This window comes from Arcicella rosea (assembly GCF_014204325.1).
Lineage (GTDB): Bacteria > Bacteroidota > Bacteroidia > Cytophagales > Spirosomataceae > Arcicella > Arcicella rosea_A.
Genome location: NZ_JACHKT010000043.1, coordinates 1 through 15,598, shown reverse-complemented (window position 1 = coordinate 15,598; position 15,598 = coordinate 1). Strand labels below are relative to the sequence as shown.

Below are 15,598 nucleotides of genomic sequence, written 5' to 3'. Positions count from 1 at the left end.
TTGATTATTACATTTTATCAGCTTTCTTTTGTTTAGCGGTTTCCGCTTGATAAAATCTATACATAAAATCATAAATAATTAATTCATGAAAACGTTGGTTGTTGGCAATAACTCTGTTTACTGTCATGTGAATGATGCTTGATAAATATTTGTTTAGTGTATGTTTAGATTTTAAGGCTTTTATTTGCTCGATATTCTCCTTTATTTTTTTGCTTTTTTGTTGAATACTCTCAAATAGAAGTGCGTACTCTTCATTTGTTTCTGACCCAAGAATCATTTCGATATTTTTTCTGTATTCTCTAAAACGCTTATCCATTTGTAGTTTGAAAGGCTTGTCAATATGAAATTCTTGGGCAAAATTTTCTTTCATTAGATACATCAAATCAAGTTTTTGGTAAAGTGAAAACCCAAAATCATCAAGAAAAGTATCAATTAGTTTCATCGCAAATTGCCAACGCAAATGCTCTCTTTCATCGCCCCAAGTTTGTGCCAACAGATTTGCAATGGTTTCGCTATCATGAAAAAAGATATTTTCAGTTAAAATCATGACATCAGCACCATATCTTTCTATTTCTCTTTGATAAGTATCATATTGAATTTTCCAGATAATTCCTTCTTTTTCTAAATCGTCTAAAGTCTCTTTCAGACCAAGAATTACTTCACCCAAATGCTTCAAATCAGTAAAATGAAGTCGTAAGCGAATATGATTATCAGGGTCGGTATAGCGGATAAAAAACCATTTGTCAATTAATTGCTTTTCCAGAAATTGCTCAACCAAAGACTTAATGTTTTGTGCTAAAATATCATCAGCAGCTTTAACTCCTGAATAAATTTTAAGATAAAGCCATTCTGAACCTAAAGAAAAAGTACGTTGAATATCATGATTCAAAGGTTTTTGAGCTGGAATTTGCTCAAAAATAGTTTTCTTGTTAATTAAAGATGCAATAAACTGATTCGTAAAAAATGCTCCTGATTGGTTAACGATGTGCCCATTGTTGGGTGTAAATAAGAATTCTTTTAGCTCAATCTTATCACGATTTTTAATAGCATCGAGCCAAGTCTGAATACTCAGTAAGTTTTCAGTATTTACTAACAATTCATTATCAAAATCCACTAATACAAATCGCTTTGGTAATTGCCATTTTACACTGAATTCATGGAAAATTACTAATAAATTTTCAGGAGAATTGATGAGTAAATGTTCAAAATCTTCTTTCTTGAATTGCCAAGTTGCAGCTTCAAGGATAATATTTTTATAAGTAAGTCGAGGTGAAAATCTGGTATTCTGAGTAACTTTTCTCCAGCCAGTATCAAAGGCAACCACTAGATTAGCACTTTGTAAATCACATAAAAAATGATAAATGGGTAAGGCATTCATTGAATAATTATGGGCATTACTGAGCCTTGGAATTACTTCTTTGTTTAATCTTTTTGATTTTAACCTGATTTTTTGTTGACTAATATCCACAGAAACCAATAAATCTTCCAATAAAATTTGCTGATTTTCTGGCAAAGACGATTTGGCTAAGTACGGAATTTCATATTTCCAAAAAGCAGGATGAAGTAAAATGTTTCCAATTCTGTTTTCTGGTAAATGTACAATTTCAGCAAAGACCACTTCTGGATTCAATGCTTGTTCTTTTTCAGTAATTTCTTGAATAATATCCAAAATAGCTTTGTCGGTATGTGCGAATCTTCCTAATAAATTGACGGCACTTGTTCCACCCAATTTTTCCAGATAAATTGGCAATTCTTCATCGCCAGTCAATCTAAAAATCATCGAAGTAGAACTTGGTGTTTTGTCTTTTTTTTGCAGAAAAGGCTTAAAATCATCTTCATTCAAATTTACTTGTAAAGCATTTTCTTTAAGGGCATTCAAGTATTTTCCATAAAGATGTTGCTGAAAAGCATTTAATTTAACCGTAATTTCCTCTTTTTTTTCATGATTTAATTCAAAGCCATTGGCAATTGGGGTAAAATTACTTTTGCCAGTTTGTCCGTAGCCAATACCTGTTTCTGTATCCATTACAATGAGTAAAGGAATTTCTTGATTTTCATAACGCTCATAAAATTTTTGAATAAAATCACTTTGCGTTGGATTCTCTCTTTTTTCACTTACTTGAATCAAAAGCTCAGCAATTTCACTTAATGCTTCTTGATAAACTGACGAAAGTTTGTTCTCATGAAATAGATTTACCAAATCTGTTTGAAATAATTTCCCTTCTTCAAAAGGAACGCCAATTTTTGTAATAAGTTTTGTAATTTCCTGATAAATACTTATCTCATTAATCTGCTGACTATCAATTGCTTTTAATTGATTTTCAATACTTTGTAAAGTATCAAGATAATGTTCATCGACATTGATTTTCTGAAGTACTTTGATAATTTGTTGTGTCAAACCTTCACCAGTAATAGCTGGTTCTAATTCATTAATCAAGAGTTGAGCATCAACTAATTGTTCGATAAAACCCAAAGCATCTTCTTCCGAAATGTCATCGTCTATCAAAAGTGGTGCAATATCCGACATTTTTGCTCCTTTTTTACAAGCATCCAATACCAGAGCAATGTATTCAGACCATTCAAAAGCGGAAATTTGATGTGTTCTTTTTCCATCAACATATTTATATTCAACATAGCGAATTTCTTGACCGATTTGATAAATACTTGAGTTTGGAAAATACAATAAATGACTTTTGATGAAAGGGATTTCGGATAAACTTTGTGCCAAAGCACCTGCGTAGTGCATATCCAAACGAGTACTTCTTCTTTTTTCGGAAGCGATAGTTAAAGCTGTTTCATCACTCCACTCAACGACCGAACAACCCGCAAAAAGCCCGAAAGGAGTACATCGACTACACATTCTGGAATAATATTTACTGAGCGAAAAGACTATTTTTTGAGCTTTTTTAACATTAGTAATATTCCCATCTTTCCAAAGTTGTGCTTCATTAAAAAGTATAGGAGAAGCCAAATAAAGTGCCTCTAAGAAAGGCGGATGGTTGAGTATTTTTTTTAAGAAATCTTCTGAAATATCATCTGCAAATGGAAGCGTGGGCGTTCTTACAATGATTTTTTTCAGAAATTGATATGAATTCGACATTAAAAGCTAACGATTGGTTTGACGGTATCTCCAAATTTAATGCTTAATGCCTAAAATTGTACGAATTGATAATTTTATTATCGTTTTAAAGAACATTTTAAGGAAATATTATTGTTTCAATCATTATTTTTCTTAACATATATCACTAAAAGCTCTTTAGCAATATCATTTTTCTAGCTTCAAAATTTCCCCAATTTTCCGAAAGAATTCATTTATAAAGGAAGAAAGAGATAAAGTTTAAACCTAAAAGTGGCTGAAATTTCTATGAATTTTGTATGTTTGTTTATACAGAAAACTTCATCATTCAATAAAATCAAATATGAAAAAAGTTATTTTACTGCTTTTTCTTCCTTTCTCTATTTTCGCTCAAAAATTTTCTACTTTAGAAATCAGTCGTTTTAAGCAACAAGCTCAGCGAGTAAACATTATTCGGGATAATTGGGGGATTCCTCATATTTATGGAAAGTCGGATGCTGATGCTGTTTTTGGGTTACTTTATGCACAATGCGAAGACGATTTCAAACGGGTAGAAATGAATTATATTGAAAAATTAGGACGAATCTCGGAGCTAAAAGGTGAATCTGAATTGTATAATGATTTACAAATTCGTTTGCTGATTGATACAACCGAAGCCAAAGCGGATTATCAAAAAGCAGCACCTTGGTTGAAGAAGTTATTAAACGCTTATGCCGATGGAATTAATTATTATTTGCACACGCATCCAGCTGTAAAACCAGCGATATTGACTCGTTTTCAACCTTGGTATCCTTTATTATGGACGGATGGAAGTATTGGTGCTATCAGTACGGCGGATCTAAGTATTGCAGATTTAAAGAATTTTTACTCAGGAAGTTTGGTCTCGGCAGTGGCTGTTCCTAAACTTTCAGACCATCAAACAGGTTCAAATGGTTTTGCTTTTTCTCCTAAAATTACGGCTTCTGGCAATGCCATTTTGTACATCAATCCACACGTCACTTTTTATTTCAGACCAGAAGTACAAGTAATTAGCGAAGAAGGATTAAATGCTTATGGAGCAGTTACTTGGGGTCAAATGTTTGTTTATCAGGGTTTTAATCCTTATTGTGGATGGATGCACACATCTAGTAACGTTGATGTTGCCGATGTTTATGCAGAAAAAATTATCAAAAAGGGCGAAAAGTATTTTTATGAATATGAAGGAGTATTAAAGCCTGTTTCTGAAAAGAAAATTACAATTAGTTATCAATCAGGAAACGAATTAAAACAAAAAACCTTTACAACTTACTTTACACATCACGGGCCAATCATGGCGAAAAGAGATGATAAATGGTTGAGTTTAAAGTCTTATAATCGTTCGGTTGTCAGCTTAATTCAGAGTTGGAAACGAACCAAAGCCAAAGGTTTTGAAGATTATAAACAAGTAATGGCTTTGAAAGCGAATACTTCAAACAATACTGTTTTTGCAGATAATAAAGGAAATATCGCTTATTGGCATGGAAATTATATTCCCAAAAGAGATAATCAATACAATTGGGCAAAACCAGTTGACGGTTCAATTGCGGCAACAGAATGGAAAGGTTTACATGCTGTTGATGAAACCGTTCATTTGTATAATCCAGTGAATGGTTGGTTACAAAATTGTAATTCAACGCCTTTTTCGGTAGCAGGAGTGAATAGCCCGAAACGAGAAAATTATCCATCTTATATGGCTCCAGATGGCGAAAATTTCAGAGGTGTAAATGCCGTAAGAGTATTAGACCGTGAGAAAAAATATACAATTGATAAAGTAATTGAAGCGGGTTATGATACTTATTTATCAGCTTTTGAAGTCCTTATTCCTGCTTTGGTAAAAACTTATGAACGTGATGTGAAACCAAGCGATTCACTTTATAATCAATTAAAAGCACCGATTGAAGTACTGAAAAAATGGGATTATTATTCGTCTGAAAATTCTGTTGCTACTACTTTGGCGGTAGAATGGGCTCAGAAGTTGAATCCAGTTATACAAAGATTGTACATCGACCAAGGAGAAACCGACCAAGTAGAAAATACGAAAAGATTTGCTGCGAATGCTACGGTTGCTCAATTGATGCCAGCTTTGATAACAGTTATCAATGATTTAACAAAAAAGTTTGGTACTTGGGAAATAGCATGGGGGAAAATCAATCGTTTTCAACGACTAAATGGAGATTTACAAGCCAAGTATAACGACAACGAACCAAGTGTTCCTGTAGGTTTTGCTTCTGCTTTATGGGGTTCTTTACCTTCTTATAACAGTCGATATTATCAAGGAACGAACAAAAGATACGGAGTAGGAGGAAACAGTTTTATTTGTGCGGTTGAATTTGGCAAGAAAATTAAAGCAAAATCGCTTTTAGCAGGTGGTGAAAGTGGCGACCCAAGCTCCAAACACTTTAATGACCAATTGTTGATGTACACAAAAGGAAAATTCAAAGATGTCCTTTTTTATAAGGAAGATGTCTTGAAAAATGCAGAAAAAAAGTACCATCCCGGTGAATAAATGTAAATATTATCAAACAAATTGATAAAACGTTTGGTTCGCAGTATATTTGAAAGATTTTTAAAATAGAATTTAAACAGTAATTTCAATAACAAATTAAATTAATATTAAATGGCGTATCAACAAGATTTTACTCATGTCACAGGTTCTGAACCTCACCGCTTGCGTACAAGGCAGATTTTAAAGGCTCACCCGGAGGTCAAAAAGTTAATCACCAAAAATCCAATGACGATGGTTTGGATTTTGGCTTGTGTGTCACTTCAAATCCTGATGACTTATTTGGTGAAAGACCAGGCATGGTACATTATTTTGGCTGCGGCTTGGTGTATTGGTGCTTTCCCTTCACATACTTTGTTTATTTGTATTCATGAAGCTTCACACAACCTTGTATTTAAAAAACCTTCTTGGAACGTTTACGCTGGTATTATTGCTAATTTCCCTTCGTTAGTGCCAACAGCAATTTCTTTCAAAAACTATCATTTAAAGCATCACGCTTTTCAAGGAGTTCATGAATTAGATGCTGATTTACCTGATAAATGGGAAGCTAAGATGATTAATAATTATGCAATTGGTAAAGCAATTTGGTTGTTATTATTCCCAATATTCCAAGTAATTCGTACGCTTCGTTGTTTAGAATTAGCGGTTATTGATCGTTGGGTATTAATGAATATTTTTGCACAAATTGCTTTTGATGTTGTGATTTGGTATTTCTGGGGATGGTCTGCATTAGGATACATGGGTGCAAGTTTTATGTTCTCTGTAGGTTTACATCCACTTGGTGCAAGATGGATTCAGGAACATTATTTAGTATTGGATAAAGACCAAGAAACTTACAGTTATTATGGTGGTTTGAATTTAATCAACATGAATGTAGGTTACCATAACGAACACCACGATATGCCTTCAGTACCTTGGAATAACCTGCCAAAATTGAAAGCAGCAGCTCCAGAATTTTATGATGACTTGAAATATCATACTTCTTTTGTTAAATTATTCTTTACTTTTCTATTCAGTCAAGAAGTAGGCTTGTATTCAAGAATTGTAAGAAAAGAAAGAGGTCGTGTAGGTTTAGATGACACTTCAATCCCAGATATTCAGATGGCAGAACAGAAAATTTAATTATTTCTGTACTTTCACACAATAATTTTCGTTATGATAGCTCCCTCATGGGGGCTATTTTTATTTTCAGAAAAACTAGAATACCCCTACAGAGTATATTGTTTTTTTAAGAATAAAATGCGATGTTTGTTATACAAAAACCCTTTGCTAATTAATAATACTTAATGTTTTGAGGCTCCTCAAAACATTTTTCATTGTACCCCTAATACAAGTACTGTATTAAAACCCAGTAAGAATCACTAAAAAATGGCAAAGAAAAACAAATTAAGAATCATCAACTACGTAAAGGATGGAGTGGTATTAAGAAGCGAAGTTGCACCAGAACCACCAAAAAGAATTACATCAAAATGGACTGAGGAGGAAATCAATTTCTTAAAAGAGAACTTCCAATATTTAACATCAAGAGAAATTTCAGACAAACTTGGCAGAAGCTGGGAATCTGTACGAGGACAACTAAAAAGGTTTAAGCTTACTGTAGGAGAAGAACTCAGAAAAGTCCGTCAAGCAAGTCGAAAAGGTGTTCCATCGGGGAGGGAAGGCGTTACGAAATGGTCTGAAGAAGCCATCAATTATCTCAAAGAACATCATTATACAAAACCTCTTCCTGAAATTTGTGAGCATCTCGGTTTTAGATACGGTGTAGTCTATAAAAAGATGCGTTCTTTAGGATTAAAAGTAAATCCTGAAATTGCCTTAAAAGTAAGAAAAGAAGGTATAGGACGAATCAATGCTGAAAAGAAAGCTTATTTTAGTTCGGAAGATTTTCTTGAAAAACAGCGAAATAAGCAAATTAAAAAACGAACAAACTCAATTAAGCAACGTTTAATGAACAGAGAGCTTTCTGAAATTCAGAAAATTCAAAATGAGATAAATGCTGCTAAGAAAAAAATTGAAAAGAATGATGCGCTGATTAACAAGCTGGTGACCGAAAAACAAAATTTAAGAGCAGAAGTAAAACGTTCGGAATTAAGAATTAAAGCCATTACAGATAAATTGAACATGTCTCAACTTACAGAAAGAACTAGCCTATAAGTAATTTAATACATAGAAAGCAGTACAATGTAAAATATGTTTCTCATTAACTTTATCACAAACAAAGAATATAAACTCAACAATGAAAAAACAAATGTTCTCTATTGGAATCCTTCCTTTATTGGCTGGCTTGTTAATATCTACAGATGCGATAAGTAATGTAAACATCAGCAAGGATACTCCTTTTTCCAAAAAAATAACCAAATCTAGTACAGAAGGCTTAAAAATAGAAACGGTTGTTACAGGCTTGAACGTGCCTTGGGGAATTGCCTTTTTACCAAATGGAGATATGTTAGTTACTGAAAGAACAGGTCAATTAAGATTAGTTCATGAAGGCAAACTCGTAGCTGAACCCATTCAAGGGCTTCCTGCTATTGTTTCTAAAGGACAAGGCGGACTTTTAGATATTAAACTTCATCCAAATTATGTTAAAAATGGATGGATTTACTTTACTTATTCTTCGCCTGCGGCTGAAGGAGAAACTGGTAAAGGTTCCAATACAGCTTTAATGCGTGCTAAATTGGTTGGAAATACTTTAACAGAACAAAAAGTAGTTTTCAAGGCTACTCCAAACGTTACTACAAACCACCATTACGGCGGAAGAATTGCTTTTGATAGAGCAGGATATTTGTTCTTAACGGTAGGAGAAAGAGGGCAACAGGATGAAGCACAAAAGCTTACGACTTTCCAAGGGAAAGTGGTTCGTTTGCATGATGATGGAACTGTGCCAACAGATAACCCATTTGTCGGAAAAGAAGGTGCTAGACCAGAAATTTATTCTTATGGTCATAGAAATCCACAAGGTTTTGTAATTAACCCAACAACGGGTGATTTATGGGAGCATGAACATGGCCCTCAAGGTGGCGATGAAGTAAACATTTTGAAAAAAGGGGCAAATTACGGCTGGCCCGCTATTACTTTCGGAATTGGCTATGATAATGCAGTTATCAGTTCCGATACGGCACGTGCAGGAATGGAACAACCAATTACTTATTACAGACCTTCTATTGCTCCATGTGGTATGACTTTCGTGACAAGTAAGAAATTTCCAGATTGGAAAGGTAATTTGCTGATTGGTTCTTTGAAATTTCATTATATCAAACGTTGTGTAATCAAAAACAATAAAGTAGTGAGTCAAGAAACGATTTTTGAAAATATTGGTAGAGTAAGAGACATTAAAGAAGGACCAGACGGAAACATTTATGTAGCTGTTGAAAGTACAGGTTCAATCGTTAAAATTAGTCCAGAGAAATAGATTTTAGCAAATGGCTATCGGTCTTCGGTCATCAGCAGTCGGTTTTTATCATTAAAAGCCAACTGTTGTACAAAAAAATTTGATAATCTAAAGCTGAATATTGATGACCAATATCCGACAGCCAAAATCCCCCTTAAAGAGAAATGAAAGTTATTTTATTAATTGTTTCAATGATATTTTTATCACCATTTTGGCGTCAGAATGAAGATGAATTATCCGAGAGTATCGCACGTGGTAAAGAAATCTATTTAAACAATTGTATTGTTTGCCATATGGGAAAAGGAGAGGGTGTCGAAAAATTAAATCCACCGCTAGCAGGTTCAGATTATTTGATGAAAACTCCCGAAAAAGCCATTAAAGCTATCAAATTTGGATTAAAAGATACGATTGAAGTAAAAGGAATAAAGTACAGTGGCATGATGCCCGAACCCGGATTAGAAAATGAAGAAATTGCTGATGTGATGAATTATATTTCAAATTCTTGGGGAAATAAATCAGCTAAAATTATTGATGTGAAAACAGTAGAGGGAATCAAAAAATGATTCCCTTTTTTTGTCTATCTATATTACTCAATTCTTTCGTAATAATATTTTAAAGTATCGGCTTCACTTCCGAGTACATTCACATAACCAGTTGATTCTATTGAAGGAGAATTTTCATTTGAACTTTTCCAGATTTTTCTTCTTAGTCCGTTAGAATAATATATTGTGACATCTCCAAAATCATCTTTTGAGCAATTGACCAAAGCCCCTTCTTGTTTAGTTATTTCTACAGAACTTTTGATAACATTATCTTTATAGGTTGTTTCTATAAGTTTATTGGAAGCATCCAATTGTATAATGAATGATTCTGTATTACTAAGGCTAATTTTCCCTTTATTTCTGTAAACAATACTAGTTACCTTCCATTTTTGGTTAATAGGCATTGATAATGCCTGATGGCAAGGTTGGCAAGAGTTTAATAAAAAACTCACACTAGTTCCCATGGAGATAATACTAAGTGCAATGAATACTTTTAGATGGGTAAAGAGAGTTTTCATAGGAGCTTTAATTTATAGTTAAAATTTATTTTGCATCGTAGATGAATTACTAACCATTAAGTTAAACCAAGGTTATTAATATTTTTATATAAATATAGGGTTATTTATTTGTACAAATAGAATGTTATTTATTGTTTTTTAATTAAATAATCACTAGGAATGTCAGGGAGTGTTTTAATAGATTCCTTTGAGAAGTTTGAGAAATCAGCTGAAAAGTACTAAGGTTAGTTATGAGCTAACAGAAAGAGGGTTTTGATTTGAATAATATACTATACCAACTAAATAACAGAGAAAATAAAGCAACAATGAAGTGTTTCATATTTTGGGAAAAATATAACCCCTAAAGTTTTAGTAAATCAAAACTTTAGGGGCCGTAAATTATTCAAAAACTGCTACAAAACCACCATTGGCTTTTAGAGAAATTTTTGTTGAAGAACTTGAAATATTAAGAGCTGTTTCTTTCAAAAGTGTTTGCTCATCATCTGAAATTAATTGACCTTTTTTGTTTTTCAAGAAAGATAAATCAAGGTTCAAATCTTTGGCAATTCCTTCGCCATTGATACCAGTCACGTACCATTTATTTCCTGATTTGCGGGCAACGACAAAAAGTTTTCCCGGAAAACCATCAATAAAACGAGTTTCATCCCAAGTACTTGGTAGTGTTTGTAAATATTGCTGTGCGAAAGCAGGGACATGAGCCATGCCTTCTGGTTCTTCTGCAAAATGCTGGATACCTGAGATAAAAACAACTGATAAAGCTAATTCAAAAGCTGTAGTAGTGCGTCTTTGAATGTTTGGTACTTTATACAAATTCATCGGTGTGAAATCCATCGGGTCGAAAGCATTTCGAGTAAAAGGCAAAGTTGTACAATGTGCTGGCTGTTCGTCGGCAGCTTTTTGGTCAAATGTTACCATTTCAAAGCCTTTTACAGCTTCAGCTGACATAAGATTTGGATAAGTTCTGTGCCAACCTCTTGGTAAAGTTGCTCCATGAAAATTCACTAAAAGTTTTGCTTGGGCAGCATCTTCCAAAATAGTCAAATAATACTTAATCATCGACTGTCCATCGCCACCGAAGAAATCAATTTTTACGCCAGCGATACCCATTTCCTGAATTCTCTTAAACTCTTTCATTCTACCTTCATGCGTAAGCAACAAACCTTTTGGATGATACTTTACGGTATTCCAATCGCCTGCCGAATTATACCAAAGAATAAGTTTTACTTTTTGATTTTTAGCATAATCTGCCAACCATTTAATTTTATCATAGCCAATTCTGGTATCCCAATCGGCGTCAATTAAACAATATTCCCAGTGCATTTTAGCGGCAAAATCGATATAGTCTTTCGTTGTTTCAAAGTTGACAGATTCATCTTTTTTAATAATCCAACTCCAAGAAGATTTTCCTGTTTGGATAAACGAAGTATCCATTTTCACCGCAGGTTGGGCTAAATCTGTACCCAAAGTAGATTCAGTAATGGTTTTTAACGAACCAACTGTAATTACTCTCCACGGCGAAAGCCAAGGCAAACTTGATTGTGGATTAAGCTCGCCACCTGTGAATACTTCTGGTGCTTGCGGAAAACCAATTTTATACTCATTATTTGGCGATTCGGCTCTAAGGCGAGTAGCACAATAAGTACCATCTAAACCTGCTTCGGTCAATAAAACCCAAGAGCCATTGCTTTGAAAAAGTGCAGGATATACCCAGCCTGCTTTGATAGGCGAAATAATGCCTGCTAAAATATTTTTTTCATAAAATTCTTCATACGAAGGATGACAATGTTCCCAACCAGTTTGGGCATCACTCATAGGTTGAAGCCAAGCTTTGGTGGCTTCTGGAAATTTGAAAGAAGTAATTTCTTCGCTGATTTTTTTAATATCTGTTGATTTCTCAGGGAAGAAATATCTAAAAGCTACGCCATCGTTTGATACTTGAAAAATAATGTCTATTTTTTTTCCATCGGCATTTTTTAATTTAAAAACCTGACGGTTGGCTGTATAGGTGATATTACTTTTCTTATTGGTTTTAATGCTGTATTGGTCTTTTACCAAAGTCGGTTTTGTGCTGCTCAATAGCAAAAGTCCTTTGCTGAAATCGCCGTCTTCACGGATAAGTCCTAAACTGGAAGAAGCCAAAACCGTTTTGCCTTGAAAGCTAACAGAATACTTAGCTTGCTGGTTTTTGACAGAAAAATCGACAACAATTTGTCGATTAGGACTGAATACTTTCTGCGAGAAAGTACCAAATGAAAGTAACAAAAGAAGAAATACTTGTAATGATGATTTTAGGTTCATTGTAAGGAAAGCTGATTTTATTAGAATGAGTTAAATTAAAAAAATCGTCTTGCCTTATAGCATTGATATTGGTAATTCATGAGGCAAGACGATTTAATACAAAGCAAAGATTAAAGTAACTTTACTCTTAATACCGTAAAAGAATTTGGTGCTAAAATTAAAGAGATTTTCTTCTTTGGATTTAGGATGATAGTTTCCTCTACAGGACTGACATTTGTAGCATTTTCAAAAGTGTTTAATGCTTCTGGATTAGCATTTTTCAACACAATTAATTTTGCTTTTACATCAAATTTTTTGATTCCTTCTAAGTTTACTTCACGAACTTGTTCCTTGTCTGAAACATTTGCTACTTTCAAGATAACTTCATTCGTTTTTTTGTCTAAAATACCCGAAGCGTATAATTCATCTTGACCAGTAAGAGGGTTTCCATGCTGAGTAGTGTTCAAAACATGTGTTCCTTTATTGGTAGAATATAGTTTTTGAACATGATAATTTGGCGTTCCGTAAGAACGAAGATTATCTACCCAAATTAAATCTGGTGTCCATTGCCAGCCTTCTGCATGAGCAAATAGTGGTGCATACGAAGCCATATTAACTACTTGTGCGTTACGCTCCAAACCTGTCATGAAAGCAGCTTCTGATAAAGCACATTTCCAGTTATTACGATTGTTTACACTTACAGTTTTGTCACTTTGTGCAGCATATTCACCTGCAAATATTTTTGAGCCATTACGGTCGTAAGCATCATACCTACCAGCATTTTTCAAAAACCAATCAGGAGTACGATAATAATGTTCGTCGATAATGTCAGCATTCATCGCACGTAATTCTTTGTTCAAATAGTCAAATCTATCGCCACTAGGGTCAGTACCAGCACTGTTTACCAATTTGATATGAGGATATTTAGCTTTGATAGCTTTCGTGAAAATTTTCAAACGTTCTACGTATTGTGGTCCCCAGTTTTCGTTTCCAATTCCTAAAAATTTCAAATCAAAAGGAGCGGGGTGACCCATATCTGCACGTACTTTTCCCCATTTTGTATTTGGTTCAGCATTGGCAAATTCTATCAAATCTAAGGCATCTTGAATATAGGGTTCTAATTCATTGACTGGCACAACCTCGGCAGTGTTAAATTGACAAGCCATTCCGCAGTTTAAGATTGGCAGTGCTTCTGCACCAATATCTTCCGCTAATTGAAAATATTCAAAGAAACCTAAACCAAAAGTTTGGAAGTAGTCTGGTGATGGACGGTGAGCAAACTCTACATTCCAGCGGTTGATAATCAACTGGCGTTCTTCGATTGGCCCAAGTGTTTTTTTCCATTGATAACGATTCGCCAAATCAATTCCTTCTACAATACATCCACCCGGAAAACGAATAAACCCTGGTTTCATATCAGCTAACAATTGAATCATATCAGCACGCATTCCACCCGGTCTTTTTTTCCAAGTATCTTCTGGAAATAATGAAACCATATCGAGGTCTATTTCGCCATTTCCTTCAAACCAAATTCTAAATTTGCCTTTTGCTTCGGTTTCGGTAGCGTTAAAACTGATAGCTTCTTTTTTCCAGTTATGACCGTTACTGGTTGGAGTAAGTAATGTTCCTCCGATGATATTGCCTTTTGCGTCAATAAGTTCTAAATGTAATTTTACATGACCGTTCTGGTGGCGATACAAAACAGAGAAATCATATCTAAGTCCTTTTTTAATCCCCATTCCTTTAAAACCTTCATTGGTAATACCAATATCACCTTTTGATGTATTATTGGCTTTGATACTGATAAAACGAGGATTAGCTGTATTTCCTTGACGATTTTGAATAATTACATCGCCTTCTTCAGCTTTTTTTCTTTCTACTTTCCAACCCATTAAAGGCTTTTGAAACTCAAAAGAACGGTTTTTAACTAATTCTGCATAAATACCACCATCGGCACCCATATTAATATCTTCAAAAAATACTCCCCACATAGTAGGCTGAATTTCAGCAACAGGCTGTGTGGCTTTAATGTTAATGACTGGGGTTTGGGCATGAGTTTTGCCTTGCAATGTAATTGCAGCAATGAGCAAAGAAAAGATGCTAAGTTTTTTAAGATTCATTATAATGAAATAAATTGAAATGATTGGTTGAATAATATCTTCTTAGATAAGTACTTTTTCAAATAAAATTACTTAGAATATGTTGAAAGTTTTTATTTTCTGACCTTGATAGCGTTTTTATGGGGTCACTTAGAGCACCAAACAAGGGCTAATGACATGAATTCAATAGGTCTGGGTTTAAACCTAGACCTATTGAATGTATCCCTAGCTTGGTGTAGTGTTCCTACACTACGTCAGAGTTGTAAGCAATGTAACATTGCAGTACACAAGACGTAGCGAAAAACACTACGCCAAGAGGGGGAGAAGCAATTTTCTGACAGATCTTTTAATTGTGTATAAGCTGTTTAGTTTATTCTAAGCATCTAAAATCCAATCAAATAAATACTTATCATCATAATCAACCTTGAATTTCTCTAAGAATAGTTTATACTCATCTTTAAATGATTGTTTTTTATGATGTGCTTTTTGATTCTGTATATATTTGTAAACATTATCTATATGCGAATGACTGTATGAAAATGCACCAAATCCTCCTTGCCAACTAAACTTATGTTTGGATAATTTATTTTCATTGATAAAATCATTACTTGATTTCTTGACTTCTCTTACCAAATCGCTAATGCTGCAATTGGGTTTCATTCCGATAAAGATATGGATATGGTCAGGCATACCATTAATGGCAATTAGTTTTTGACCTTTATTTTGTATAATGCCTGTGATGTATTCGTATAATCTGTCTTCCCAATCTGGCAGAATTAAAGCTTCTCTGTTCTTTACAGCGAATACGATTTGGATATAAATTTGTGAAAATGTTGAAGGCATATCTAATTGTATTTTAGGTTTTGAATAATCTAAAATATTGAAAATCAAGATAAAAAACAAAAAAACATAATATAAAACTGTTATGACGTTGGAATCAGAAATAATCCCTTTGGGATTGAAGATTTATAGCAGAAATGATGGACGACAAAAAAAGTGTGACCCCGTTGGGGTCATAGATTCTCTCGGGATTAGTTTAGTTATAAACCTGTGATGCCGTTGGCATCAGTACAAATCCAAATAAATTTAGGCTCAACCCTTAAACTGGGCTGATGATTAAACATTGTTGATAATTTCTCAAATCTGGCGTTAAAAGTAGTTGAAAAGTTTCTTGTAA

10 protein-coding genes are annotated in these 15,598 nt (G+C 33.9%); 5 read left to right on the top strand and 5 right to left on the bottom strand.

The features are described 5' to 3' along the window. Positions 1-7: 7 nt before the first annotated feature. Positions 8-3,100 carry a lantibiotic dehydratase gene (locus HNP25_RS19725; RefSeq protein WP_184137135.1) on the bottom strand — a complete coding sequence of 1,031 codons (3,093 nt, stop codon included), beginning with the start codon at positions 3,098-3,100 and terminating at the stop codon, positions 8-10. Between the two features lie 319 nt (positions 3,101-3,419). On the opposite strand from HNP25_RS19725, the gene HNP25_RS19720 reads away from it, so the two are divergent. The 5 genes from HNP25_RS19720 to HNP25_RS19700 all read left to right on the top strand — a co-directional run bounded on the left by HNP25_RS19720 (position 3,420) and on the right by HNP25_RS19700 (position 9,548). Then, positions 3,420-5,600 carry a penicillin acylase family protein gene (locus HNP25_RS19720; protein WP_184137133.1) on the top strand — a complete coding sequence of 727 codons (2,181 nt, stop codon included), beginning with the start codon at positions 3,420-3,422 and terminating at the stop codon, positions 5,598-5,600. Positions 5,601-5,711: 111 nt separating this feature from the next. Then, the gene (locus HNP25_RS19715; RefSeq protein ID WP_184137131.1) at positions 5,712-6,719 is read left to right on the top strand and encodes a fatty acid desaturase; all 1,008 of its coding nucleotides are present in this window, start codon (positions 5,712-5,714) and stop codon (positions 6,717-6,719) included. Positions 6,720-6,965: 246 nt separating this feature from the next. Then, a complete protein-coding gene (locus HNP25_RS19710) occupies positions 6,966-7,751 on the top strand; it encodes a hypothetical protein (protein ID WP_184137129.1) in 786 nt (261 codons plus the stop codon). 82 nt (positions 7,752-7,833) lie between these two features. Further along, complete coding sequence (locus HNP25_RS19705) at positions 7,834-9,006, top strand: PQQ-dependent sugar dehydrogenase (protein ID WP_229202915.1); 1,173 nt, start codon at positions 7,834-7,836, stop codon at positions 9,004-9,006. 143 nt (positions 9,007-9,149) lie between these two features. Next, on the top strand, positions 9,150-9,548 hold the full coding sequence (locus HNP25_RS19700; RefSeq protein ID WP_184137127.1) for a c-type cytochrome: 399 nt from the start codon (positions 9,150-9,152) through the stop codon (positions 9,546-9,548). Between the two features lie 23 nt (positions 9,549-9,571). On the opposite strand, the gene HNP25_RS19695 is transcribed toward HNP25_RS19700, so the two are convergent. The 4 genes from HNP25_RS19695 to tnpA all read right to left on the bottom strand — a co-directional run bounded on the left by HNP25_RS19695 (position 9,572) and on the right by tnpA (position 15,264). Continuing rightward, positions 9,572-10,045 (bottom strand): hypothetical protein, encoded by a 474-nt coding sequence (locus HNP25_RS19695; RefSeq protein ID WP_184137126.1) that lies wholly within the window; start codon positions 10,043-10,045, stop codon positions 9,572-9,574. A gap of 378 nt (positions 10,046-10,423) precedes the next feature. Beyond that, positions 10,424-12,343 carry a glycoside hydrolase family 97 protein gene (locus tag HNP25_RS19690; RefSeq protein WP_184137124.1) on the bottom strand — a complete coding sequence of 640 codons (1,920 nt, stop codon included), beginning with the start codon at positions 12,341-12,343 and terminating at the stop codon, positions 10,424-10,426. Between the two features lie 110 nt (positions 12,344-12,453). Next, entirely contained in the window at positions 12,454-14,442 is a 1,989-nt protein-coding gene (locus HNP25_RS19685) for an alpha-L-arabinofuranosidase C-terminal domain-containing protein (protein WP_184137122.1), read from the bottom strand. A 354-nt stretch (positions 14,443-14,796) separates the two neighbouring features. Then, positions 14,797-15,264 (bottom strand): IS200/IS605 family transposase, encoded by a 468-nt coding sequence (gene tnpA, locus HNP25_RS19680; protein WP_184137172.1) that lies wholly within the window; start codon positions 15,262-15,264, stop codon positions 14,797-14,799. Between the last annotated feature and the right edge of the window lie 334 nt (positions 15,265-15,598).